20 protein-coding genes and 4 pseudogenes are annotated in these 24,476 nt (G+C 73.5%); 11 read left to right on the forward strand and 13 right to left on the reverse strand.

The genetic code is table 11. The features are described 5' to 3' along the window. A pseudogene (locus tag B1205_RS32880) lies at positions 1–121 on the forward strand (WhiB family transcriptional regulator); the annotation flags it as partial. A gap of 277 nt (positions 122–398) precedes the next feature. Here the strand turns inward: B1205_RS32880 and B1205_RS09075 are convergent. The 3 genes from B1205_RS09075 to groES all read right to left on the reverse strand — a co-directional run bounded on the left by B1205_RS09075 (position 399) and on the right by groES (position 4,212). Next, the gene (locus tag B1205_RS09075) at positions 399–2,063 is read right to left on the reverse strand and encodes a molybdopterin-dependent oxidoreductase (RefSeq protein ID WP_176308502.1); all 1,665 of its coding nucleotides are present in this window, start codon (positions 2,061–2,063) and stop codon (positions 399–401) included. Positions 2,064–2,186: 123 nt separating this feature from the next. Beyond that, positions 2,187–3,827: a chaperonin GroEL gene (gene groL / locus B1205_RS09080; protein WP_089155196.1), complete on the reverse strand. Its 1,641-nt coding sequence runs from the start codon at positions 3,825–3,827 to the stop codon at positions 2,187–2,189. A gap of 70 nt (positions 3,828–3,897) precedes the next feature. Next, the gene (groES, locus tag B1205_RS09085; RefSeq protein WP_089155197.1) at positions 3,898–4,212 is read right to left on the reverse strand and encodes a co-chaperone GroES; all 315 of its coding nucleotides are present in this window, start codon (positions 4,210–4,212) and stop codon (positions 3,898–3,900) included. Positions 4,213–4,467: 255 nt separating this feature from the next. On the opposite strand from groES, the gene B1205_RS09090 reads away from it, so the two are divergent. The 7 genes and pseudogenes from B1205_RS09090 to B1205_RS09120 all read left to right on the forward strand — a co-directional run bounded on the left by B1205_RS09090 (position 4,468) and on the right by B1205_RS09120 (position 11,606). After that, positions 4,468–5,694 carry a class I SAM-dependent methyltransferase gene (locus B1205_RS09090; RefSeq protein ID WP_089155198.1) on the forward strand — a complete coding sequence of 409 codons (1,227 nt, stop codon included), beginning with the start codon at positions 4,468–4,470 and terminating at the stop codon, positions 5,692–5,694. 69 nt (positions 5,695–5,763) lie between these two features. After that, complete coding sequence (ybaK, locus tag B1205_RS09095) at positions 5,764–6,243, forward strand: Cys-tRNA(Pro) deacylase (RefSeq protein ID WP_089155199.1); 480 nt, start codon at positions 5,764–5,766, stop codon at positions 6,241–6,243. Between the two features lie 198 nt (positions 6,244–6,441). Beyond that, on the forward strand, positions 6,442–7,548 hold the full coding sequence (locus B1205_RS09100; RefSeq protein WP_089155200.1) for a sugar ABC transporter substrate-binding protein: 1,107 nt from the start codon (positions 6,442–6,444) through the stop codon (positions 7,546–7,548). A gap of 105 nt (positions 7,549–7,653) precedes the next feature. Next, the gene (locus B1205_RS09105; protein WP_089155201.1) at positions 7,654–8,472 is read left to right on the forward strand and encodes an ATP-binding cassette domain-containing protein; all 819 of its coding nucleotides are present in this window, start codon (positions 7,654–7,656) and stop codon (positions 8,470–8,472) included. Beyond that, a pseudogene (locus B1205_RS09110) lies at positions 8,469–9,673 on the forward strand (sugar ABC transporter permease). Before B1205_RS09105 ends, B1205_RS09110 begins: the two are co-directional and overlap by 4 nt. A 30-nt stretch (positions 9,674–9,703) precedes the next feature. Then, positions 9,704–10,770, forward strand: a pseudogene (locus B1205_RS09115) (ROK family protein). Positions 10,771–10,868: 98 nt separating this feature from the next. Beyond that, positions 10,869–11,606: a DUF4142 domain-containing protein gene (locus tag B1205_RS09120; RefSeq protein ID WP_089155202.1), complete on the forward strand. Its 738-nt coding sequence runs from the start codon at positions 10,869–10,871 to the stop codon at positions 11,604–11,606. A 63-nt stretch (positions 11,607–11,669) separates the two neighbouring features. Here B1205_RS09120 and B1205_RS09125 read toward each other — a convergent pair whose 3' ends face one another. From B1205_RS09125 to tsaB, 4 genes are read right to left on the reverse strand one after another with little or no spacing between them, the layout of a single operon-like run. Further along, positions 11,670–11,924 carry a hypothetical protein gene (locus B1205_RS09125; protein ID WP_089155203.1) on the reverse strand — a complete coding sequence of 85 codons (255 nt, stop codon included), beginning with the start codon at positions 11,922–11,924 and terminating at the stop codon, positions 11,670–11,672. Between the two features lie 19 nt (positions 11,925–11,943). Next, positions 11,944–12,990: a tRNA (adenosine(37)-N6)-threonylcarbamoyltransferase complex transferase subunit TsaD gene (gene tsaD, locus B1205_RS09130; RefSeq protein WP_089155204.1), complete on the reverse strand. Its 1,047-nt coding sequence runs from the start codon at positions 12,988–12,990 to the stop codon at positions 11,944–11,946. Positions 12,991–12,995: 5 nt separating this feature from the next. Then, positions 12,996–13,439, reverse strand: coding sequence for a ribosomal protein S18-alanine N-acetyltransferase (gene rimI / locus B1205_RS09135; protein ID WP_089155205.1), 444 nt, complete (start codon positions 13,437–13,439; stop codon positions 12,996–12,998). Continuing rightward, positions 13,436–14,113, reverse strand: coding sequence for a tRNA (adenosine(37)-N6)-threonylcarbamoyltransferase complex dimerization subunit type 1 TsaB (gene tsaB, locus B1205_RS09140; RefSeq protein WP_089155206.1), 678 nt, complete (start codon positions 14,111–14,113; stop codon positions 13,436–13,438). The genes rimI and tsaB overlap by 4 nt, the downstream gene beginning before the upstream one ends. A 463-nt stretch (positions 14,114–14,576) precedes the next feature. Between tsaB and B1205_RS31120 the strand changes: the two are divergent. Next, positions 14,577–14,705 (forward strand): annotated as a pseudogene (locus tag B1205_RS31120) (helix-turn-helix domain-containing protein); the annotation flags it as partial. Between the two features lie 530 nt (positions 14,706–15,235). On the opposite strand, the gene ung reads toward B1205_RS31120, so the two are convergent. The 5 genes from ung to B1205_RS09170 all read right to left on the reverse strand — a co-directional run bounded on the left by ung (position 15,236) and on the right by B1205_RS09170 (position 20,224). Further along, complete coding sequence (gene ung / locus B1205_RS09150) at positions 15,236–15,937, reverse strand: uracil-DNA glycosylase (RefSeq protein WP_089155207.1); 702 nt, start codon at positions 15,935–15,937, stop codon at positions 15,236–15,238. Between the two features lie 53 nt (positions 15,938–15,990). Then, positions 15,991–16,473, reverse strand: coding sequence for a tRNA (adenosine(37)-N6)-threonylcarbamoyltransferase complex ATPase subunit type 1 TsaE (tsaE, locus tag B1205_RS09155; RefSeq protein WP_089155208.1), 483 nt, complete (start codon positions 16,471–16,473; stop codon positions 15,991–15,993). Next, a complete protein-coding gene (locus B1205_RS09160) occupies positions 16,470–17,561 on the reverse strand; it encodes an alpha/beta fold hydrolase (RefSeq protein WP_089155209.1) in 1,092 nt (363 codons plus the stop codon). Before B1205_RS09160 ends, tsaE begins: the two co-directional genes overlap by 4 nt. After that, entirely contained in the window at positions 17,558–18,676 is a 1,119-nt protein-coding gene (gene alr / locus B1205_RS09165) for an alanine racemase (RefSeq protein ID WP_089155210.1), read from the reverse strand. The genes B1205_RS09160 and alr overlap by 4 nt, the downstream gene beginning before the upstream one ends. Before the next feature lie 78 nt (positions 18,677–18,754). Continuing rightward, positions 18,755–20,224 carry an NAD(P)H-hydrate dehydratase gene (locus tag B1205_RS09170; protein ID WP_089155211.1) on the reverse strand — a complete coding sequence of 490 codons (1,470 nt, stop codon included), beginning with the start codon at positions 20,222–20,224 and terminating at the stop codon, positions 18,755–18,757. 210 nt (positions 20,225–20,434) lie between these two features. On the opposite strand from B1205_RS09170, the gene B1205_RS09175 reads away from it, so the two are divergent. Continuing rightward, positions 20,435–20,734, forward strand: coding sequence for a hypothetical protein (locus tag B1205_RS09175; RefSeq protein WP_089155212.1), 300 nt, complete (start codon positions 20,435–20,437; stop codon positions 20,732–20,734). Beyond that, on the forward strand, positions 20,731–22,368 hold the full coding sequence (locus tag B1205_RS09180; RefSeq protein ID WP_089155213.1) for an alpha/beta hydrolase: 1,638 nt from the start codon (positions 20,731–20,733) through the stop codon (positions 22,366–22,368). The genes B1205_RS09175 and B1205_RS09180 overlap by 4 nt, the downstream gene beginning before the upstream one ends. A 65-nt stretch (positions 22,369–22,433) precedes the next feature. Here B1205_RS09180 and glmS read toward each other — a convergent pair whose 3' ends face one another. Then, complete coding sequence (gene glmS, locus B1205_RS09185; protein ID WP_089155214.1) at positions 22,434–24,347, reverse strand: glutamine--fructose-6-phosphate transaminase (isomerizing); 1,914 nt, start codon at positions 24,345–24,347, stop codon at positions 22,434–22,436. Between the last annotated feature and the right edge of the window lie 129 nt (positions 24,348–24,476).

The raw sequence follows: 24,476 nt of genomic DNA on the forward strand, positions 1-24,476 counted from the left end.
CGCCCTCGGCTGGGAGGACGCGGCCGACCGCCGGCAGGCCCGGGTGGACGTCGCCCGACTGGAGGCCCGCCTCGGCCGGTCGCACAAGACCGCCGTGCCGGACCAGCGCAAGGTCGCCTGACCGCACCGCATCACTCTCGACGCCGCGCCCCGGATTTCGGGGCGCGGCGTCGTCGTCCTGTCCAGGCAGGTGAGTTTGAGGTCATCGCCGCGTACACCAGCCGGTCTGCGACGCAAGCTCGACGCGGCGCGAGCGCGTAGCGAAGAGCGGCGGCGAAGCCGCATCCTCCGGCCACCGCAGCTGATGGACCCGATGATCGTCATAGCTCGGTCCACACCTGATCCGTCGACCTCCCGGCGCCGCCATCGGGCAGCGGGCCGCGCAGCCGGCGAGGCGGTCAGGCGACGGTGACCCGGACGGTGTGCCAGCCGGTCGCGCCGTCCGGGGCCAGCGGGCTGCGCTGCTCCGGTTGGGTCTCGCCGGTCGCGTCGGTGGCGCGTACCTGAAGGGTGTGCTCGCCCGGGGTGGCCTCCCAGCGCCAGGACCACTGGACCCAGGTGTCCGACGACACCGCCTCGGCCGGCGTCGCCTCCCGCCAGGGGCCGTCGTCGACGCGTACCTCGACGCGGCGGATGCCGCGGTGCTGCGCCCACGCCACCCCGGCGACCGTCACCGGGCCGGCGGCCGGCCGGCTACGGGCGCGGGGCGTGTCGATCCGGGACTGGGTCTTCACCGGGCCCTGGGCGGACCAGCCGCGCGGCACCCAGTACGCGTCGAAGTCGGCGAAGCTGGTCAGCTCCAGTTCGGTCAGCCACTTGCACGCCGAGACGTAGCCGTAGAGGCCGGGCACCACCATCCGCACCGGGAAGCCGTGCTCCACCGGCAACGGCTCGCCGTTCATCCCGACCGCGAGCAACGCGTCCCGTCCGTCGCGCAGCACCGCCGTGGGGGCGCCGCAGGTCCAGCCGTCCACCGCGCGGCCGACCACCTGGTCCGCGCCCTCCTCCGGTCCGGCCTCGTCCAGCAGCGCCTTGATCGGCACACCGAGCCAGCGGGCGTTGCCGATCAGGTCGCCACCCACCTCGTTGGAGACGCACGCCAGGGTCACGTAGCGCTCGACCATCGGTCGGGCGAGCAGCTCGTCGAAGCTCAGCTCGATCGGGTTGCGCACCCGGCCGTGGATGCGCAACCGCCAGGTGACCGGATCCACCTGCGGCACCACCAGCGCGGTGTCGATCCGGTAGAACTCCCGGTTCGGGGTGACGTAGGGGGCGAGCCGGGGCAGGGACAGGTCGGCGCCGGCCGGCACCGGCGGTACGGGTGCCGCCGGAGCGGGCAGCGTCACCGCCTCCCGCGCCGCCGAGACGCCGCGCCGCCCGGCCAGCCAGTGCCCGCCGAGCCCGGCCACCGCCGCCGCACCGGTCAGCAGGCCGACGCCGCGCAGGAAGCGACGCCGCGACTCGGGGTCGTCGCGCTGGACCGGCTCCCAGCCGCCCGGAACCTCCTCTTCGCCCGCGAGCGCGGCGACCGCCGGGGACGGCGTGGGCGGGGTCCGCAGCGTCCCGGCCCGGTCCGACCCAGCACCATCGGCCAGGTCGGGCCGGTTGAGACCCGGCCGGGCGGCATCGGGCCGCAACGGGCCGGCCACGAAGGACCAGAGCGTGAGCACGCCCAGACCGGCGCCGACCAGGGAGGGCAGCGCGTCGAACGCGTCCGCGCCGGCCCGGGTCAGCGCGGCGGCGACCCCGAGCGCGGCGAACGCGGCGATGCCGGCCAGGCCGACCGCCGGTCGCCGGGCCGCCGCCAGGCCGAGCAGCGCCGCGAAGCCCGCCAGCAGCAGCGCCGTGCCGACCAGCAGCGCCATCTTGTCGTACGTGCCGAAGACGTCGATGGCGAACTGCTTGAGCGGCTCGGGCACCAGGTCGACGACGAGTCCGCCGACCGCGATCAGCGGGGCGGACCGGGGACCGGTCAGGACGGCCACCGGCTCGGCGCTGCCGAGTGCCACCACGGCGGCGACGACACCGACCAGTGCCGCCCGACGGCGGGAGATCGTGCTCACGCGGCCCAGTCTGGTCGACCCGCCGGGCCGGCTGCCAATCTCGTCACCGTTCCGTAAGCGGATACGCGTCAGGGCACACCGCCGGATCGGCGGTGTGCCCTGACGTCGGTCGTACTCCTCGGGTCAGAAGCCCGGGCCGTGCTGGTGGCCGTGACCGTGGCCGTGCCCGCCGGCGGCGGCCGGCGCCGGCTCGGCCGGCTTCTCCACCACGAGGCTCTCGGTGGTGAGCAGCAGGCCGGCGATCGAGGCGGCGTTGGTGACCGCGTTGCGGGTCACCTTCACCGGGTCGATGATGCCGGACTTGGCCAGGTCGACGTACTCGCCGACGGCCGCGTCGAGGCCGGTGCCCCACTCCTGGCCGACGACCTTCTGCACCACCACGTAGCCGTCGTGGCCGGCGTTCTGGGCGATCCAGCGCAGCGGCTCGACCAGTGCCTTGCGCACGATCGAGACGCCGACCTTCTCGTCACCGGTGAAGCCCAGGTCGTCGTCGAGCACCGGCAGGATCTGGGCCAGGGCAGCGCCGCCACCCGGGACCGTACCCTCCTCGACCGCGGCCTTGGTCGCGGCGATGGCGTCCTCGATGCGGTGCTTGCGCTCCTTCATCTCGACCTCGGTGGCCGCGCCGACCTTGATCACCGCGATGCCGCCAGAGAGCTTCGCCAGCCGCTCGGCCAGCTTCTCCCGGTCCCACTCGGAGTCCGAGGCCTCGATCTCCTTGCGGATCTGCGCGACCCGGTCGGCGACCTCGGTGGCCTGGCCGCCACCGTCGACGACGGTGGTGTTCTCCTTGTCGACCACGACGCGACGGGCGGTGCCCAGCACCTCCAGGCCGACCTGGTCGAGCTTGTAGCCCAGCTCCGGGGCGACCAGCTCGGCGCCGGTCAGGATCGCCATGTCCTGGAGCATCGCCTTACGGCGGTCGCCGAAGCCGGGGGCCTTCACCGCGCAGACCTTGACGGTCTTGCGGATGGCGTTGACCACCAGCGTGGACAGGGCCTGACCCTCGACGTCCTCGGCGATGATGAGCAGCGGCTTGTTGTTCTGGAGGACCTTCTCCAGCAGCGGCAGCAGCTCCTCGATGGCCGAGATCTTCTGCGTGGTGATCAGGATGTACGGGTCCTCCAGGACCGCCTCCTGCCCCTCCACGTCGGTGACGAAGTTCGGCGAGATGAAGCCCTTGTCGAACTGGAGACCCTCGGTCACCTCCAGCTCGGTGGTGAGCGCGGAGCCCTCCTCGACGGTGATGACGCCGTCGCGGCCGACCTTCTCCATCGCCTCGGCGATCAGCTCGCCGATGGTGGCGTCCTGCGCGGAGACGGTCGCGACGTGCGCGATCGACTCCTTGTCGGCGACCTCGACGGCCTTGCCGAGCAGCGCCTCGGAGACCTTGGTGGCCGCCGCGTCGATGCCCCGCTTCAGGCCGGTCGGGTTGGTGCCGGCGGCCACGTTGCGCAGGCCCTCGCGGACCATCGCCTGGGCCAGCACGGTCGCGGTGGTGGTCCCGTCGCCGGCGACGTCGTTGGTCTTGGTCGCCACCTCCTTGACCAGTTGCGCGCCGAGGTTCTCGTACGGGTTGGTGAGCTCGATCTCCTTGGCGATGGTCACGCCGTCGTTGGTGATCGTGGGCACACCGAACTTCTTGTCCAGGACGACGTTGCGCCCGCGTGGGCCGAGGGTGACCTTGACCGCGTCCGCGAGGGCGTTGACACCGTGCTCCAGCAGGTGCCGGGCGTCGTCCGAGAAGCTCAGGATCTTCGCCATCAGTATCCCTTCGAAGCGCCGTTGCCCCGGCCCGGCGAGCCGGACCGGGGCAACGACACGGATCGGTTGCTTACTTCTCGATGACCGCGAGGACGTCGCGGGCGGAGAGCACCAGGTACTCCTCGCCGGCGTACTTGACCTCGGTGCCGCCGTACTTCGAGTAGAGGACGGTGTCGCCGACGGAGACGTCGATCGGCACGCGGTTGCCCTTGTCGTCGATCCGGCCCGGGCCGACAGCGAGGACGGTGCCCTCCTGCGGCTTCTCCTTGGCGGTGTCGGGGATCACGATGCCCGAGGCGGTGGTGGTCTCGGCCTCGTTCGCCTGGACCACGATGCGGTCCTCGAGCGGCTTGATCGCAACCTTGGTCGCGGTAGTCACGGGCATACCCTCCCGGGTACTTGGTGTCGTTGCCGGCCGGCGTGCCGACCAGCGTCAATCTGCCACATGCCACCGGGCGGGGCCGTCGTCGCGGGTGCCGGTCCGCCTGGCGCTCAACCCCCGGGCACCAGGGCCCGGGCGTTGGCACCCTCAGGGTGAGAGTGCTAATCGCAGGTTATTCCTCGGCTAGCACTCCGTCAAGGAGAGTGCCAACGCGTCGCCCACCGTGTCGCCCCGGGAACGGGTCGGGAGAATGGGCGGGTGGATCTCGACCAGCTCGCCGCGCTGCGTACCCCCGAGGGGTCGGCCGCGCTCGCCGCGGCCGAGCGGGTGGCCGGCGGCGACCCGCTGGCGGCGGCGGCCGCGCTGCGCTCGGCCGGCATCCCCGGCGGGCTCGCGGCGGCGGCGTTGACCCAGGCGGAGCTGCGCCGACGGGCGGCGGGCAAGTTCGGCGCGGTCGCCGCCGGCATGTTCCTCACCCGGCCCGGGCTCGAACAGGCCACCCGCCGGGTGGTCGCCGACCGGCGGGCCGCGCGGCTGCGCGCGGCGGGCGTGACGACGCTGGCCGACCTGGGCTGTGGGCTGGGCGCCGACGCGCTGGCCGCGGCCCGCGCCGGCATCCGGGTGTACGGAGTGGAGGCCGACCCGCTGACCGCGACGATGGCCGTCGCGAACGCCGAGGCGGCCGGGCTGGCCGAGCTGCTGACGGTCACCTGCGGTGACGCCACGGCGTTCGACGTGACCCGGGTCGACGCGGTGTTCTGCGATCCGGCGCGGCGACGGGCCGGCACCGGGCGGCGCATCTTCGACCCGAACGCCTACTCGCCGCCGTGGGACTTCGTCACCGGGCTGGCGGCGCGGGTGCCGCGCACCGTGGTGAAGGTGGCGCCCGGGCTGGACCACGCGCTGATCCCGGCGGGCGCCGAGGCGGAGTGGGTGAGCGTCGACGGCGACCTGGTCGAGGCCGCCCTCTGGTGCGGCCCGCTCGCCGACGTCCCCCGCCGCGCCACCCTCCTGCGGAGCAAGGAAGGGCCCCCTGTTAACGCCTCCGGTATAGGCGGGGCCCCCGCTTATCACCTCACCGGCACCGGCACGGCCGACGCGGACGTGGGCGCGGTACGGCGGTTCCTCTACGACCCGGACCCGGCGGTGGTGCGCGCGCACCTGGTCGCCGAACTGGCCGCCGACCTCGACGCCACGCTCGGCGACCCGTCGATCGCCTACCTGTACGCCGACGCGGCCCGCCCCTCGCCGTTCGCCCGCTGCCTGGAGATCACCGACGTGCTGCCGTTCTCGCTGAAGCGGCTGCGCGCCCTGCTGCGGGAGCGCCGGGTCGGCCGGGTGGAGATCCTCAAGCGCGGGTCCGCGGTGGAGCCGGAGAAGCTGCGGCGCGACCTACGGCTGACCGGCGACGGGGCGGCCAGTCTGGTGCTGACCCGGGTGGCCGGCGCCCCCACCGTGCTCGTCTGCCACCCGGTCCGCACCTGAACCCCGCCCCGCCGGCCGACGCGCCGTTTCGACTCGCCGCGTCCCGGCGGCCGGGTTAGCTTGTCGGTCATGGCGGGACAGGGCACTCCGGCGACCGCGCTGCTGACCAGGCGGAAGATCGCGCACCGCACCCACCCGTACGACGTCTCACCGGACGCGCCGAACTACGGCGCGCTGGTCGCCGCCGCCCTCGGGGTGCCGCCGGCGCAGGTGTTCAAGTCGCTGGTGACCGAGGTCGACGGCGCGCTGACCGTGGCGGTGGTGCCGGTCACCGGCGAGTTGGACCTGAAGGCCCTGGCCGCTGCGGTCGGTGGCAAGCGGGCCGCCTTGGCCGACCGGGCGGTGGCCGAGCGGGCGACCGGGTACGTGCGGGGCGGGATCAGTCCGCTCGGTCAACGCAAGCGGCTGCCGACCGTGGTGGACGCGACCGCGCTGGCTCATCCGACCGTGTACGTCTCGGCGGGCCGCCGGGGCCTGCAACTGCAACTCGCGCCGGCCGACCTGGTGGCGCTGACCGGGGCGACGACCGCTCCGATCGCGGCGGGCTGAGCCGCCCCCGCGACGGGGCCCGGTGGGGGCGTTTCCGCCCCGGTGTCGGGCGGGTGACAACCGCGTTGCTGAATTGTTACCGCCGCCAACAAACTTCTGACCTCGGCACTCTTGCGGAGCACGGGAAGCGCGGAATACGTTGCCGGACACAACAAAACACCGATTGCAACTCCCCCACCCCCCGAAAGGACCCTGCACATGCGCAAGGGCTTCCTCACCTTCGCGGCCGTCGGTCTCCTCGCGACCGGCAGCATGGCCGCCTGCGGTGACAACGGCGGTTCGTCCGACGACAAGGCCGGCGGTTCGAACGACAAGAAGCCGAAGATCGGCGTGATCCTGCCGGACAGCAAGTCCTCCGCCCGCTGGGAGGGCGCGGACCGCAAGTTCCTCAAGGAGGCGTTCGACGCCGCCGGGGTCGAGTCCGACATCCAGAACGCGCAGAACGACAAGACCGCGTTCCAGACCATCGCCGACCAGATGATCACCAACGGCGTCAACGTGCTGATGATCGTCAACCTGGACTCCGGCACCGGCAAGGCCGTGCTCGACAAGGCCAAGTCGCAGGGTGTGGCCACCATCGACTACGACCGGCTGACCCTGGGCGGCTCCGCCCAGTACTACGTCAGCTTCGACAACGAGGCCGTCGGCAAGCTCCAAGGCGAGGGCCTGAGCAAGTGCCTGACCGACAAGGGCGCGAAGAACCCGGCGATCTCCTACCTGAACGGCTCGCCGACCGACAACAACGCGACCCTGTTCAAGAACGGGTACGACTCGGTACTCAAGCCGAAGTTCGACTCGAAGGAGTACACCAAGGTCGCCGACGACTCGGTGCCGGCCTGGGACAACGCGCAGGCCGCCACGATCTTCGAGCAGCAGCTCACCAAGGCCAGCGGCAAGATCGACGGCGTGCTCGCCGCCAACGACGGTCTCGGCAACGCGGCCATCTCGGTGCTGAAGAAGAACAAGCTCAACGGCAAGGTCCCGGTGACCGGTCAGGACGCCACCAAGGAGGGCCTGCAGAACATCCTCGCCGGTGACCAGTGCATGACCGTCTACAAGGCGGTCAAGAAGGAGGCGGACGCCGCCTCCGAGCTGGCCATCGCGCTCGCCAAGGGTGAGCGGAAGGACACCGGTCAGACGGTCAAGGACCCGGAGGGCAACCGGGACGTGCCGGCCGTGCTGCTGGAGCCGAAGGCGATCTACAAGGAGAACGTCAAGGACGTCGTGGCCGACGGCTACGTCACCAAGGACGAGCTCTGCTCCGGCGCCTTCGCCAAGCTCTGCACCGACAACGGCGTGAGCTGACCCACCCGCCTCAGGCGGCGTCGCCCGGCACGGGAGTCTCCCCGTGCCGGGCGGCGCCCACGCCGGACGGGATCCGAGACCTCCCTCCGCCCAAAGGAGACCCCCGTGTCCGCAACCCCCCTGCTGGAGCTACGCGGGATCGACAAGAGCTTCGGTCCCGTCCAGGTGCTGCGCGACGTCGCGTTCACCGCGTACCCCGGCGAGGTGACCGCGCTCGTCGGTGACAACGGCGCCGGCAAGTCGACCCTGGTCAAGTGCATCAGCGGCATCTACCCCACCGACTCCGGCGAGTTCGTCTTCGACGGCCGGCCGGTCAGCATCAACAGCCCCCGGGACGCCGCCGCGCTCGGGATCGAGGTCGTCTACCAGGACCTGGCGCTCTGCGACAACCTCGACATCGTGCAGAACATGTTCCTCGGCCGGGAGAAGCGCAGCGGCCTCGTGCTCGACGAGCCGACCATGGAGCAGATGGCCGCCGAGACCCTGGCCGGCCTGAGCGTCCGCACCGTGAAGTCGCTGCGTCAGCACGTGTCCAGCCTCTCCGGCGGCCAGCGGCAGACCGTCGCCATCGCCAAGGCGGTGCTCTGGAACAGCAAGCTGGTCATCCTGGACGAGCCGACCGCCGCACTCGGCGTCGCGCAGACCGCCCAGGTGCTGGAACTGGTCCGCCGCCTGGCCGACAAGGGCCTGGCCGTGGTGCTCATCTCGCACAACATGAACGATGTCTTCGCCGTCTCCGACCGGATCGCCGCCCTCTACCTCGGTCAGATGGTCGCCCAGGTGAAGACCACCGACATCACCCACTCGCAGGTGGTCGAGCTGATCACCGCCGGCCGCTCCGGCGACCTCGGCCTCGCCGGCGAACCGGGTAGCAACGGCAGCGGCGCCAAGCCCGCCGACACCACTCCAGGAGCCGTCCGATGACCGCCACCGTCGTGAAGAAGGAAGGCCCGGCCAGCGTCGCCCCGGCACCGACGCTGGGCAGCCACGTGAGCAACTACTGGCGTCGGGTACGCGGCGGCGACATCGGCGCCCTGCCCGCGGTGATCATGCTGATCGCGCTCGCCGTGGGCTTCTCGATCGCCCGCCCGTCGTTCTTCACCGCCGGCAACCTCGCCAACCTGTTCACCCAGGGCGCGGCGGTCACGCTGATCGCGATGGGCCTGGTCTTCGTCCTGCTGCTCGGCGAGATCGACCTCTCCGCCGGCTTCGCCAGCGGCGTCTGCGCGGCGATCCTGGCCAACGTGGTCACCGTGCTCGGCTACCCCTGGTACGTGGCCGTGCTCGCCNCGGCATCCCGTCCTTCGTGGTCACGCTCGCCGGCTTCCTCGCCTTCCAGGGCGTCGTGCTGACGCTCATGGACGAGGGCGCCAACATCGCGGTCCGCGACGACGTGCTGGTGGCGATCGCCAACCGCAACCTCTCGCCCGCGCTCGGCTGGGCGCTGGCCGCGCTGGCCGTCGCCGGGTACGCGGCCGTGCAGCTCCTGCGGCACCGCAACCGCGCCGCCCGGGGCCTGCTCACCGACCCGATCGCGGTGGTCGCCGCCCGGGTCGGCGGCCTCGCCGTGATCCTCGGCGTGGCGGTCTACGTGCTCAACCTGGAGCGCAGCCGCAACGTGCTGGTCACCTCGCTCAAGGGCGTGCCGATCGTGGTGCCGATCATCGCGCTGCTGCTGGTCGTCTGGACCTTCGTGCTCCAGCGCACCAGCTACGGCCGGCACATCTACGCGGTCGGCGGCAACGCCGAGGCGGCCCGCCGGGCCGGCATCAGCGTGGACCGGATCCGCATCTCCGTCTTCGTCATCGCCTCCGGCATGGCCGCCATCGGTGGCATCGTGGCGGCCAGCCGGGCCAACTCGGTCGACCCCAACACCGGCGGCAGCAACGTGCTGCTCTACGCCGTCGGGGCGGCCGTGATCGGTGGCACCAGCCTCTTCGGCGGCAAGGGCCGCGTCGTCGACGCCGTGCTCGGTGGCGCGGTGGTCGCGGTGATCGACAACGGCATGGGGCTGATGGGATACAGCTCGGGCGTCAAGTTCGTGGTCACCGGCGTGGTGCTGCTCGCCGCGGCGACCATCGACGCGTTGTCGAGACGACGCGCCGCCGCCACCGGCACGCGCTGACCCCGGGTACGGACGAACATGGCTGTGGCAATGCGCACGGGACCGAGCCAGGACGAGATCCGCCGGCAGAACCTGGGCGCATTGCTCCGCTACGTGCACGTGCACGGGGCCACCACCCGGGCGGAGCTGACCACCGCCCTCGGGCTCAACCGCAGCACCATCGGCGCGCTCACCGCCGACCTGGCCGGCGCCGGGCTGGTCAGCGAGGGTACGCCCAAGGAGACCGGCCGGGCCGGACGACCGTCACTGGTCGTCCGNGACCGCGCACCCTCGTCGCCGGGGAGGCCGCCCCGCTGCTGGCCGGCGCGGTCAAGGAGATGCACCAGGCGGTGCCGACGGACTCGGTGTGCGTCGGTGCCGGCGTGGCGGTCTGCGGCATGGTGCGCCGCGACGACGGGCTGGTGCGACTCAGTCCCACCACCGGATGGGTGGACGAGCCGATCGGCGCGGCGCTCGCCACCGAGCTGGGCATCGACGTACCCATCACGGTGGGCAACGTGGCCGACGTGGCCGCCTTCGCCGAGCACGCCCGGGGCGCGGCCACGGGCTGCGACAACGTCCTCTACCTGTACGGCGACGTGGGCGTCGGCGCCGGCATCATCGCCGGCGGCCGGCGGCTGACCGGGCACGGCGGCTACGGCGGCGAGGTCGGCCACATGGTCGTGGTGCGTGACGGCATGCGCTGCGACTGCGGCCGGCGCGGCTGCTGGGAGACCGAGATCGGCGAGTACGGGCTGCTGCGCGCCGCCGGTCGGGCCGAGGCGCGCGGCCGGGACGCCCTGCTGACCCTCTTCGACGCCGCCGACCGGGGCGACGCCCGCGCGCAGAGCGCGGTCCGGCAGGCCGGCGACTGGCTCGGCTTCGGCGTGGCCAACCTGGTCAACATCTTCAACCCGGAGATGGTCATCTTCGGCGGCACCATGCGCGACCTCTACCTGGCCGCCGCCGCCCAGGTGCGCAGCCGGCTCAACTCCAACGGGCTGCCCGCCTGCCTGGAGCACGTGCGGCTGCGTACCCCGGAACTCGGTGACGACGCGGCGCTGATCGGCGCGGCGGAGCTGGCCTTCGAACGCCTCCTGGCCGACCCGCTGAACTGATCGGCCCGACGGTCCGTACCAAGGTGCGGACGGGCGGCCCGCGGGCGCGGCCGTCCGCGACCCCGCGTACCGGTCCGGACCGAGGAGGCACCGCAACCATGGCATCGCTGAATTCCGTACGTCGCCGGCTGGCGCACCGGGTGATCCTGCCGCTCGTCGTGCTCGGCGCGGGGATCGGCGTCCTTCCCGGGGCGGCCCAGGCCGCGCCCAACCCCGGCGTGCAGATGAACGCCGCCGACATGACGCTGCTCAACGGCGTGCGGCTGGCCGGGCTCTGGGAGATGCCGGCCGGGACGATGGCCGCCGAGAAGGGCCAGTCCGCCCGGGTCCGGGAGGTCGGCGCGGAGATCGCCCGCCAGCACGGCGTGCTGGACCAGCTCGTGGTCGAGGCGGCCAACAAGTTGGGCGCGGTCCTGCCGACGGACCCGACGGCCCAGCAGAAGGGGTGGCTGACCGAGATGCAGAACGCCACCGGCGCCCAGTTCGACCAGATCTTCGTCACCCGGCTCCGGGTCGCCCACGGCAACATCTTCCCGGTGATCGGCGCGGTCCGGGCCAGCACCAAGGACCCGATCGTGCGCAAGCTCGCCGAGGACGCCAACAAGTTCGTCAACGACCACATGACCATGCTGGAGAGCACCGGACTGGTCCGCTGGCAGCAACTGCCGCCGCCCGCGCTCCCGCCGGCGCAGAGCGACTCGCTGGTCGCGGCCGCCAAGGCGAACGTGGGCACCGGCGGCGGGCTCCAGGTGGGCACCGGGATCGTCTGGGCGGTCTTCCTGATCGCGCTGGCCACCGGCGGGTACACGACCTGGCGGCTGATGCGCCGCGCGTGAGCGGTTGTTAAGAAGGGGCCCCGCCTATACCGGAGGCGTTAAGCGGGGGCCCTTCCTTGCACCTCAGCGGTCGACCTGGGTGAAGTCCCAACTGTGCGGTGGGCGGGCGACCAGGCTCGTCGGTGGGTCCGGCAACGCGCGCGGGTTGCTCCGCCACTTGGAGATCACCACCAGGCGGTGGTCGGTGGAGGAGAACACCTCGCTGGCCACGTGCATCGGGTCGTGCTCGAACTCGGGCAGCGCGGTCTCGCACACCCAGGTGATCAGCTCCGCGAAGCCGTACGCCTCGGCCTTCGCCTCCCACATTCGGACGATCATGTCGGGTCCCCTCCTGCGGTCAGACGCTGACCACGGTCAGCGGCATCGCGGAGTCGGCCGGCAGGTCCAGCCGGCTCGGGGCGACGCCCGCGGCGACCAGGTGCGAGCCGAGCGCGGCCACCATCGCGCCGTTGTCCGTGCAGAGCTTCGGCCGGGGCGTACGCACCCGGATGCCGTACCTGTCGGCCCGCTGCTCGGCCATCGCCCGCAGCCGGGAGTTGGCGGCCACCCCACCGCCGATCACCAGCGTGTCGATGCCGCTGCTGCGGCACGCGTCCAGCGCCTTGCCGACCAGCACGTCGCAGACCGCCTCCTGGAAGGACGCCGCCACGTCGGCCACCGGCACCGGCTCGCCGGCCCGCTGCCGCGCCTCCACCCAACGGGCCACCGCCGTCTTCAGGCCCGAGAAGGAGAAGTCGTACCGGTGCGCGGCCAGGTCCTTCGCGGCGGTCAGCCCGCGCGGGAAGGCGATCGACGCCGGGTCGCCGGCCCGGGCCTCACGGTCGATGTACGGCCCACCGGGGAAGGGCAGCCCGAGCAGCCGGGCCACCTTGTCGAACGCCTCACCGGCCGCGTCGTCGATGGTCGCGCCGAGCGGGACGACGCCCCGGGCCAGGTCGTCGACCCGGAGCAGGGAGGAGTGTCCACCGGAGACCAGCAGCGCGATCGCCGGCTCGGGCAGCGGACCGTGCTCCAACGTGTCCACCGCCACGTGCGCGGCGAGGTGGTTCACCCCGTACACCGGCTTGTCGGCGGCCACCGCGTACCCCTTGGCCGCGGCGACGCCGACGAGCAGCGCCCCGGCCAGGCCCGGCCCGGAGGTCACCGCGATGGCGTCGATGTCGGCGATGGTGACGCCGGCCTCGCGCAGCGCCCGGTCCATGGTCGGCACGATCGCCTCCAGGTGGGCGCGACTGGCAACCTCGGGCACCACGCCACCGAACCGGGCGTGCTCCTCGACACTGGAGGCCAGCGCGTCGGCGAGCAGCGTGTGCCCGCGCACGATGCCCACGCCGGTCTCGTCGCAGGAGGTTTCGATGCCGAGGATCAGGGGTTCGTCAGCCATGCGCGTCAGTCCTCGTTGCGCTGCATGACCAGCGCGTCGGTGTTGCTCGGTTGGTAGTAGCCGCGCCGCACGCCGATCGGCTCGAAGCCGTACGTCGCGTAGAGCCGCTGCGCCGGGCCGTTGTCCGCGGCGACCTCCAGCAGCGTGCTGCGCACCCCGCGCCGGGCCGCCTCGGCGAGCAACGCCTCCAGCAGCAACCGGCCGATCCCACGGCGCTGGGCGTCCCGGCGGACCGCGATGTTCTGCACCCACGCCTCGTCCGGCGGGGCCACCGCCAGGCCGGCGTAGCCGGCCACGCTGCCGTCGTCGTCCGTGGCCACCAGGTAGAAGTGCCCGTTGGCGAGTTCGTTCCAGAACATCCCCGGCGACCACTGCTCCGCGCCGAACAGGTCCGCCTCGATTGGTAGCACCTCGTCGACGTGCCACCAGCGGAATCGGCTCAGCCTCATCGCAGGACCGGCTTGTGACCGGTGGCCGCGACGGCGTCCGGGCGACGCAGGTAGAGCGGCGTGAGCGACTCGCCCGGTGCGCCCGCCCGGATCCGCTCCGCGGCGAGACGGGCCAGCGCCAGGGGCTCCGGATACCGCGGCTCGGCCCGCACCGGCAGCCCGAGCACGTCCGCGTACCGGTGCGCGCCGTCACCGACCGCGACGGTGACCGCCAGGTCGCGGGCCCGCTGCGCGGCGACCGTGGGGGCGGCCACGTCCGGCCCGGCGACGCGCTGGCCGGCACCGTCGTAGACGGCCCAGTAGACCTCCCGCCGCCGCGCGTCGCTCGCGACCAGCACCGGCTCGCCGGCGGCCGCCGGGTCGCCGAGCCCATCCAGCGAGCAGACACCGTACGTGGGGACGCCGAGCACCTGCCCCATGGTGGCGGCGGTGACGAGCCCCACCCGCAGCCCGGTGAACGGCCCCGGGCCGAGCCCGGCGACGATCGCGGCCAGGTCGGCGGGACGCGCGCCGACGTCCGCCAGCACGGCGTCGACCTGCGGCGCGAGCAGCTCGCCGTGCGCCCGGGCGTCGACCGTGCACCGGGACGCCCGGAGCGCGACGCCGTCCGCCGAGACCTCGGCCACCGCCGCGGTCACCGCGGGCGTCGAGGAGTCCACCACGAGTACGAGCACGGTTTGCCAGCCTAGTCGGCTCGCGGCCCGCCCCTGGCCGTGCCCTCTCGCCGAGCCCTTCCGCTTTCCCCGCGACGCCTGCCACCGCAGTTCCCTGTCGCACCCCCGCCGCCGCACCGCGCGCCGTTCTGCCACACCGTCCCGCCCTGCCGTGCCCGGCCCTGCCGCACCGCACCGCCCTGCCGCCACCCCACCGCCCTGCCGCACCGTGGTGCCCTGCCGCACCGCCATGGCCTGGTCGCACCGCCCCGCCCTTGCCGCTCCGCCGTGCCCCGATGCCGTGGGTTCCCGCCCTGCCGCAACGGGGATGCCGCCTCAGGGCGATTCCGCCGCGAGTCCTCTCGTCGCACCGTCACTGTCGGTAACGCCCCGACCGAAGGGACGAGGTGCGAGCGATATACCAGTGAGTCATAAATATGACCCTGGGGTATACCGCTCGCCGACGGGTTGTCATCCTGTGGGGATGACGGAGAGTCGCCTTGTCCGGCAGGTCGCCCACATCCTGCGCCACGAACGCGAGCGCGCGGGGCTCACCCAGCAGACGCTTGCCGACCGGGCCGGGCTCAGCCAGGCCGCCGTCGCCCGGATCGAGCGCGGCGACCGGCTGCCGAGCCTGACGACCGCCGAACGCCTGCTCACCGCGCTGGAACGGCAGTTCCGGGTCGAGGCGGAACCACTGGACAGCCACCTGGACGCGGCGCTCGACGAGGCGGCCGGCGCGACCCCGGCCGAGCGGATCGACGGTCTGGGACTGGACCGTCTGGTCAAAGCGCTGGGCGAACTGCCGTACGTGCTGGCCGGCGCCACGGCGGCGGTGTTGCAGGGTGCGCCGATACCGGTCGACGCGGTCGAGATCGCGGTGCGCTGGCGGGACGCCCCCGCGTTCACCGCGTTCCTGACCCGCGCCCACGCGCAGCGGTGGAACGCCCGCTGGGAGCAGTGGGGCGGGGTGCACCCGGAGCCCGAGGAGCCGGGCGAGCACCGCTGGTTGACCCGCCACGGCGAACTGCGGGCCCGGATGGTCGACGAGCTGCCCGAGCCGATCCAGGTCCGGCTCGGCGCACCNGGTTGCGCCGGTACCGGCAGCGCCTGGCTGCCGACACCGACGCAACGCCGGGCGGGTCAGCCGGCTGAGCGTTCCCAGTCGACGGTGGGCAGGCCGGCGTCGGCGAGTGCCTTGTTGGCCGCGCTGAACGGACGGCTGCCGAGGAAGCCGCGCGGGTTCATCGGGCTCGGGTGCCCGGCCTCCAGCACCACGTGCCGCGGGTTGGTCACCAGCGCCGCCTTCTTGCGCGCGTAGCCGCCCCAGAGCAGGAAGACCACCCGCTGATCGAGCGCGTCGAGCGCCCGGATGGTGGCGTCGGTGAACTCCTCCCAGCCCCGGTTGGCGTGCGAGCCGGGGGTGGCCTGACGGACCGTGAGCACCGAGTTGAGCAGCAGCACGCCCTGCGCCGCCCAGCCGTCGAGGTTGCCGCTGCGCGGCTTGGGCACGCCCAGGTCCTCGCCCAGCTCCTTGAAGACGTTCCGCAGCGACGGCGGCACCGGCACGCCCTCGCGCACGCTGAAGCTCAGCCCGTGCGCCTGACCCGCCTTGTGGTAGGGATCCTGCCCGAGGATGAGCACCCGTGTCTGCGCCGGCCCGCACAGCCGGTAGGCGGAGAACAGATCCTCCACCGGAGGAAAGACCGTGGCGGTCGCGTACTCCCGGGCGACGAACTCGGCCAGCGCCGCGGTGCGGGCCGGGTCGAGGTGCGGGGCGAGGACCTCCCGCCACGGCTCGGGCAAAAGCGCCATCAGGTCGAGGGCGGGGGCGTCGTCGGGCATCGGCAACCTTTCGCAGTCGTCCCCGGGACTCTAGGCAGCGGGTACGACAGCGTTCAGCCGAGGGTCGCCAGCCGGGCCGCCCAGTCACCCCCGGCCGGCTCCAACGTGACCACCCGGGTGTCGTCGTCGCGCCGGTCGATGCGGACCCGCAGGTGCGCCTCGACCAACTGCTCGACCATCCCCTCGCCCCACTCCACCACGGTGACCGCCTCGTCCACCGAGGCGTCCAGGTCGAGGTCGTCGATCTCGGCACGCGGGTCGGCCGACTCACCGAGGCGGTACGCGTCGGCGTGCACCAACGTCACCCGACCACCCCGGGCCGGGTCCGGCGGATGCACCCGGGCGATGACGAAGGTGGGTGAGGTGATGTCGCCGCGTACGCCGAGACCCGCGCCGACGCCCTGGGTCAACGCGGTCTTGCCGGCACCCAGCGGCCCACTGAGCAGCAACAGGTCACCGGCGCGCAGCACCCCGGCCAGCCGCCGACCGAACCCGTGGGTGTCGTCGACGGTCCGCAGCTCCACCGTGACGGTCACCGGGAGACCGCCTCCAGGAAGCTCTCCAGCGCCGCGTTGACCTCGTCGGCGTGTTCCAGCATCACCACGTGCCCGCTGTCGTGGATCTTCACGAACTCGGCGTGCGGCAGCCGCCGGACAATCTCCTCGGAGTGGGTCACCGGTGTGATCATGTCCTTGTCCCCCACGATCACCAGCACCGGGGTGCCGGCCAGCGCGGCAAGCGCCGGGAAGCGCGAGTGGGTGGCAAGCGTCCGCAGGTAACGGGTGACCGTGTCGGCCGAGGTGCGCGAGTTCATCATCTCGACGTACGACACCAGGGCCGGGCTGGGCCTCGGGGTGCCGAAGCCGTACCTGCGGGTGAGCAGCCAGGCCACGTTGGAGGTCGACTTACGGGCCTTGTCGATCACCGTGCCGCCGTACCGGGTGGCGTTGCTCATCATGTAGAGCACCGGCGCGCCGACCCGGCCGAGCAACGCGGGGGCAACCAGCTTGGCCTCGGCCACCAGACCGCCGGAGGTCGCCATCAGCACGGTGCCGATCACCCGGTCGCCAAACAGCTCCGGATACAGCTCGGCCAACGCCATGATCGTCATGCCGCCCATCGAGTGTCCGACCAGCACCAGCGGCCCCTCCGGAGCCACCTCGTCGAGCACCCGGCGCAGCGTGCGCCCCAGCGCGGCCAGGTCGTACTCGCCGGTCTCCAGCCTCCCGGACCGGCCGTGCCCCGGCTGGTCGTACGCGACCACCCGGTAGTCGCCCCGCTCGGCGAGCAGCTTGCGCTGGAAGTGGAACGTGCCCATGTCCAGGCAGAAGCCGTGCACCAGCACGACGGTCGGGTGGCCGGCCACCGGCCGGGTCGGCTCGACCACCTCCACGTGGATGTCGGTGCCGTCCGGCATCTCCAGCCGGCGCGCCTCGTCGTACCGTGGTGAGCCGAAGACCTCCTGGGCGTACCGGTCGGCGGGGTCCTTCTTGAGCCGGCGGACCAGCACGCGCTCACTGACCACGCCCGCCGCGAGCCCGGCGGCGGCCACCCCGACGGCGGCGCCGACCAGCCCGGCGACCTTGCCGGCGGCACCGCGTGGCCGGGGCACCCGGAGACTCACGGCCGCTCGCCGTCGTAGACGCGCGGCACCCGGACGCCCCCGAACCGGGTCACGATCTCGTAGTTGATGGTGCCGACCGCCTCGGCCCAGTCGTCCGCGGTGGGCTCGCCGTCCGCTCCGCTGCCGAACAGCGTCGCCACGTCACCGGCGGCCACCTCGTCGTCGCCGCAGTCGACCACGAACTGGTCCATGCAGACCCGCCCCGAGATGGTGCGCCGCTCGCCGGCGAGCAGCACCGGGCCGGTGTTCGAGGCGTGCCGGGGCACCCCGTCGGCGTAGCCGAGCGGCACCACCGCCAGATTGCTCGCGTTCTGGGTGAGGTAGGTGTGGCCGTAGGAGACGCCGGTGCCGGCCGGGACGCGCTTGGTGAGCATCACCCGGGCGCGGGCGGTCATCGCCGGACGTAGGCCGAAGCGTTCGCCCGCGATCGGCGACAGGCCGTAGATGGCGATGCCGGGGCGGACGAGATCGAAGTGCGTGTCCGGCCGGGTCAGCGTGGCCGCCGAGTTGGCCAGGTGTCGGTAGCGGGGCCGCAGGCCGGCGCGGGCCACCATCTCCAGCCCCTCGTGAAAGACGGCGAGCTGACGGTCCGTGGTGGGGTGGCCGGGCGAGTCCGCGTACACGAAATGGCTCCACACGCCGACCACCTCGACCAGGCCGTCGGCCTGCGCCTTCGCGGCGGCCTCCAGCAGCGCCGGCCAGTCGGCGACGGTGGCGCCACCGCGGGACAGCCCGGTGTCGATCTTCAGGTGCAGCCGGGCCGGACGACCCGCCCGCCGACTCGCCTCGATCATCTCGTCGAGCTGGGTCAGGCCGGCGCAGCCGAGGTCGACCCCGACCGCGATCCCGTCGTGCAGCGGCAGGCCGGGATCGAGCAGCCAGGCCAGCACCGGCGCGGTGATCCCCTCCTGCCGCAGCCGGAGCGCCTCGTCGAGGGTGCAGACGCCGAGCTGGTCCGCCCCGGCGTCGAGTGCCGCGCGGGCCGCCGGCAGCATGCCGTGCCCGTACCCGTCGGCCTTCACCACCGCCATCAGCTCGGCGCTGGTGCCCGCCTTGAGCCGGGCCACGTTCTCCCGGATCGCGTCCAGGTCGACGCGTACCTCCGACTGCCACATACCCTCAGCCTACTTCCGCCGGTGATCATCGTGGCCGTGAGCCGCACGGCCGGCGTCACGAACCAGGGGCCGCGGGGGTCAACCCAGGCGGGCCAGCACCGGCCGCAGCGCGGTGGCCACGTCGGGCGCGGTCACCGGACCGCCGCGCGCCGCCTCCCGACCGGCCAGCCCGTGCAGGTACGCCGCCGCGGCAGCCGCCCGCTCGGGAGCGAACCCGGCGGCGAGCAGCGAACCGAGCAGCCCGGCCAGCACGTCGCCGGTGCCGCCGGTGGCCAGCGCCGGAGTGCCGGTCGGGTTGACGTAGGCCCGTCCGTCGGGCGTGCCGACGATCGTCCGATCGCCCTTGAGCAGCACCACCGCGTTCATCCAGGCGGCCAGCCGCAGCGCCGCGTTGACCCGGTCCTCGCCGGGCATCTCGCCGGAGAGCCGGGCGTACTCACGGTCGTGCGGGGTCACCACGATCGGGGCGTCCCGCCCGCGCAGCCGGTCGGCCAGTTTGCCGTCGACCAGCAGGGTGAGCGCGTCGGCGTCCAGCACCACCGGCACCGGCGCGGCCAGCACCGCGCGCAGCTCGGCGGCGGACTCCTCGCCGGTGCCGAGCCCCGAGCCGCAGACCCAGGCCTGCACCCGCCCGGCGTCGGCGACCCGGCCGGTGGCGATCACCGAGGGATGCTGGTGCACCACCTCGGCCCGGGCGCCGCCCGCGTAGCGGACCAGGCCGGTGGGACCGGCCAACGCGCCGCCCACCGACAGCACCGCCGCACCCGGATAGGTGGCCGACCCGGTCGCCACCCCGACCACCCCACGGGAGTATTTCTCCGCGGACGCACCGAGCGTGGGCCACCAGTCGACCAGGTCCGACCACTCGGTCACCCGCAGCGCGGGCGTGCCGCGCAGCCACGGCGTCAGCCCGATGTCGACCAGCTCCACCTGCCCGGCGAGCGCGGCGGCCGGGCCGACCACCAGAGCCGGCTTGAGCGCGCCGAACGCCACGGTCACGTCGGCGCGGACCGCGTTCGCCCGCCCGGCGTCGGTCAGCGGAACGTGCCCGGTGTCCACCGCGACGCCGCTCGGCACGTCCACCGCGACCACCGTGGCCGGCGTGCCGTCCCGACCGCAGCGCTCGGCCAGACTCGCGGCGAGCTGCTCCGCGGTCTCCCGCAGCCCGCCGGTGCCGCCGATGCCCACGATGCCGTCGAGCACCAGGTCAACCATTGCGGACGGCCGGTCGACCACCCGCCCGCCGGCGGCACGCAGCGCGGCCAGGCCGTCGGCGTGCACCCGACCGGGCGTGAGGAGCAGGGCGTCCACCGCCGCGCCCCGGTGGGCCAGGCGGACGCCCGCGTAGAGGGCGTCACCACCGTTGTCGCCGGAGCCGACCAGCAGCAGCACCCGGGCGCCGTAGACCCCGCCCCGGTCACCGAGCAGCAGCGCACAGCGGCGGGCCAGACCGGCCGCGGCGCGTTGCATCAGCGCCCCGGCCGGGAGGGTGGCCATCAGGCCCGCCTCCGCCGCGCGCACGTCCGCGACTCGCCACACCGGTGTCATGTCACCGCCCCGTTTCGTGTCCCGCCGGCCGGTTCGGCCCCGATCACGGCCCTCACCCTACCGGCGGTCCGGTCCCGGGACCGGCCACGAGACCGGGCCTGTGGAAAACCGCCAGCGTTGTCCACAGGGGCGGTCCGACGGGGCTCCGCCCGCCTAGCGTCCCGGTGTCCGGATCCGGCCGGTGGGGTCGGACGGGGTGGGGAGGTCGTCGTGGCCGAGGAGCCGTTCATCGTCGATCCGGAGCTGCTGCGCGCGGTGGCCCGGGAGTTGACCGACGACGCCCACCGGCTGGCACCCGGGCCGGGCGGGACGCCGCTGCCGGGGCCGCCGCCGCCGGACGGATGGCAGGCCGCAACGGCGCTGGTCGAGCTGGAGGCGGCGGTCCGACGTTGGTCGGGGGCGCTCGCGTCCCGGGTGGCGGCCACCGCCGAGGCGCTGCGCACCGGCGCGGACGGCTACGAGGCGGTGGACGACCGGGCCGCCCGACGCCTCACCGGCGTCGTCCGATGACCCGGGACAACGCACGCGTCGCTTCCCGTCCACCGGCCTCCGATCTGGTCGGCTACGCGCAGCTCTGGCGGGCCGATCCGGGTGCCTGGCTCGCCACCGGTGCGGCCTGGCGAGGGCTCGTCGACCCGGTGCGCGGGCGGGCCGACGAGCTGGCCGGGCGGGCCGGTGCCCTCCGGGCCGGCTGGTCCGGTGCCGCCGCCACGGCCGGCGGACGGCGCGTCGGCGAGCTGCGCACCGAGCTGACCGACGTGCTGCCCGCCCTGGTCGAGGTCGACCAGGTGCTCGCCGAGTTCGCCGCCCGGCTGGCCGCGGCGAAGGCCCGGCTCGCCACCGAGGTGGCCCAGGCCGAGACCGGAGGGCTGTCGGTGGATCGCACCGGCGCGGTCCGGCCGGGCCCGTTCATGCCCCCCGACCGGGCCGGGCCGGCGGTGGTCGGGGCGCGGGCCGGGATCCGCGACGCGCTGGCGCTGGCCGGCGACGCGGATCGGGAGGCGGCCGCCCGACTGGCGGAGGTCGCCGCCGCGGCGCTGACCGGCTGGGTCAGCGTTCCGCCCGCCTGGCGGCCGGGCCCCGGCGCCGGGCCGGCCGAGGTGAGCCGCTGGTGGGCCGGCCTGAGCCCGGCCGAGCGGCGTTGGCTCATCGGGCGCGAGCCGGGCCGGGTGGGCCGCCTCGACGGCGTGCCGGTGACCGCCCGCGACCAGGCCAACCGGCTGCTGCTCGCCGACCGCCGGCAGGAGTTGCTCGCCCGCCGCCTCGCGCTGCTGCGCCCCTTGCCGGCCGGCGCGTTCGAGGCGGCCCGGCGTGCCGGGCTGGCCGGCGCCGAGGCGGCGCTGCGCGGGCTGGACGAGTTGGGCGAGCGGTTGGCCGCGCCGCACGCGCCCCGGGCGTACCTGTTGGGGCTCGATCCGGCCGGTGACGGGCGGGCGGTGGTGGCACTCGGCAATCCGGACCGCGCCGGCGCGGTGCTGACCTACGTCCCGGGCATGACCGCGGATCTCGCCGACGCACCGGCCGAGCTGGGCCGGGCCGCCCGGGTGCTGGGGCGGTGCGCCACGATCGCGCCGGGCGACGAAACGGCGGCGGTGCTCTGGTTGGACTACGACGCGCCGGACTTCCTCACCGAGGCGGCCGGTGCCCGTCAGGCCGAGGACGCCGGTCCGGCCCTGCACCGGTTCCAGGAGGGGCTGCGGGCCACGCACGACGGGCCGCCGGCCCGGCAGACCGTGCTCGGGCACAGCTACGGCTCGCTGGTGGTCGGCGCCACCGCCCGCGACCACGGGCTCGGCGCCGACGCGCTGGTCTTCGTCGGCTCGCCCGGGGTCGGCGTCGACCGTGCCGCCGAGCTGCGGATGCCCGCCGGCCAGGTCTGGGCGGCGACCGCGCCCGACGACGTAATCCGGTTGACCCGCCCGCCGGACGAGCTGGCCCGCCGGGTCGTGCTGGCCGGTACGCCGATCGGCCCGGCGCTGGCCGCGCTCGACCCGCACGACGACCGGCTCTGGTTCGGGGCCGACCCGAGCGCACCGGGCTTCGGCGGCCGACGCTTCCCGAGCGCGCGGCACGGCCACACCGGTTACTGGGATGCCGACAACCCGGCCCTGGACGGGATGGCCCGGATCGTGCTGGGCCGGTGAGCGGGCCGACCGGAAAGGCCGCGGCCCCTCCGTCGTGGGGGCGGAGGGGCCGCGGACCGGTTCGGCTACTCGACCGTCACCGACTTCGCCAGGTTTCGCGGTTGGTCGACGTCGTGCCCCCGAGCGGCGGCGATCTCGGCGGCGAGCACCTGGAGCGGCACGGTGGTCACCAGCGGGGCGAGCAGCGTCGGCGTGCGCGGCACGTAGATCAGATCGTCGGCGTAGCGGACCACCGCCTGGTCGCCCTCCTCGGCGATCACGACGGTGCGGGCGCCCCGGGCGCGCACCTCCTGGATGTTGGAGACGACCTTGTCGTGCAACATGCCCCGGCCGACCGGGGACGGCACGATGCAGATCACCGGCGTGCCCTTGTCGATCAGCGCGATCGGGCCGTGCTTCAGCTCACCGGCGGCGAAGCCCTCGGCGTGCATGTACGCCAGTTCCTTGAGCTTGAGCGCGCCCTCCAGCGCCACCGGGTAGCCCACGTGCCGGCCGATGAACAGCACCGTCGGCTCGGACTTCAGCTCCCGGGCCAGCTCGCGGATCGGCTCGATGCGGTCGAGCAGCTCGCGCAGCTTGCCGGGCATCTCCTGGAGCTGGGCCACCACCGCGCCCACCTCGTCGGCGAACTTGATGCCGCGCACCTGGGCCAGGTGCAGGCCGATCAGGTAGCAGGCGACGAGCTGGGTGAGGAACGCCTTGGTGGAGGCGACCGCGATCTCCGGGCCGCCGTGGGTGTAGAGCACCGCGTCGGACTCGCGCGGGATGGTGGAGCCGTTGGTGTTGCAGATGGCCAGCACCCGGGCCTTCTGCTCCTTGGCGTGGCGCAGCGCCATCAGCGTGTCCATGGTCTCGCCGGACTGCGAGATCACCACGATCAGGGTGGACCGGTCGAGCACCGGGTCGCGGTAGCGGAACTCGCTGGCCAGCTCCACCTCGCAGGGGATCCGGGTCCAGTGCTCGATGGCGTACTTGGCGACCATGCCGGAGTGGTAGGCGGTGCCGCAGGCGACGATGAAGATCTTGTCGACGTCGCGCAGGTCCTGCTCGCTGAGGCGGACCTCGTCGAGCGCGATCTCACCGCTCTCGGTGAGCCGGCCGAGCAGCGTGTCCGCGATGGCCTGCGGCTGCTCCTCGATCTCCTTGAGCATGAACCAGTCGTAGCCACCCTTCTCGGCGGCCGACGAGTCCCAGTCGATGTGGAAGTCCTTGCCGCTCGCCGGTTGGCCGGTGAAGTCGGTGATCTCGATGCTGTCCGGGGTGATCAGGACGATCTGGTCCTGGCCCAGCTCGACCGCGTCCCGGGTGTGCTCGATGAACGCGGCCACGTCGCTGGCCAGGTAGTTCTCGCCGTCGCCCCGGCCCACGACCAGCGGCGAGTTGCGCCGGGCGCCGACCACCGCGCCAGGGATGGCCGCGTCCACGGCGAGCAGCGTGAACGCCCCCTGGAGACGCTCGCAGACCACCCGCATGGCCGAGGCGAGCAGCTGCGGGCTGTCGGCCTCACCGGCGGAGCGCAGGTCGGCCAGCGCGCGGGCGATCAGGTGCGCGGCGCACTCGGTGTCGGTGTCGCTGGTGAACTCGACGCCCTCGCTCTCCAGCTCGGCGCGCAGCTTCGCGAAGTTCTCGATGATGCCGTTGTGGATGACCGCGACCCGGCCGTCCGGGGCGAGGTGCGGGTGGGCGTTGCGGTCGGTCGGCCCGCCGTGCGTGGCCCACCGGGTGTGGCCGATGCCGGTCGTGCCGTCGCCGATGCCGATCGGGCTGGCGGCGCAGTCCTCGGGGTTGTCGGCGGCCCGCTCGGACAGGACCTTCTCCAGGTTGGCCAGCTTGCCGGCCTTCTTCTCGATCAGCAGCTCGTCATCGCAGACGACGGCGACGCCGGCCGAGTCGTAGCCGCGGTATTCCAGCCGCCGAAGCCCGTCGAGCACGATGCCGAGCGCCGGGCGCGCGCCGGCGTAACCCACGATTCCACACATGGTCCGCAGCTTAGCGGAGTTTCACTCACAACGCGTGCTCGGAACCAGGGTTTACGAACACCGTCCTTGAGCGATCCACCTCGTCTCAGAGATCTTGGTACGGAACGGCCCTCCTGAGGGCCGTTCCGT

The sequence above is a fragment of the Micromonospora sp. NBS 11-29 genome (assembly GCF_002140155.1).
Classification (GTDB): Bacteria; Actinomycetota; Actinomycetes; order Mycobacteriales; family Micromonosporaceae; genus Micromonospora.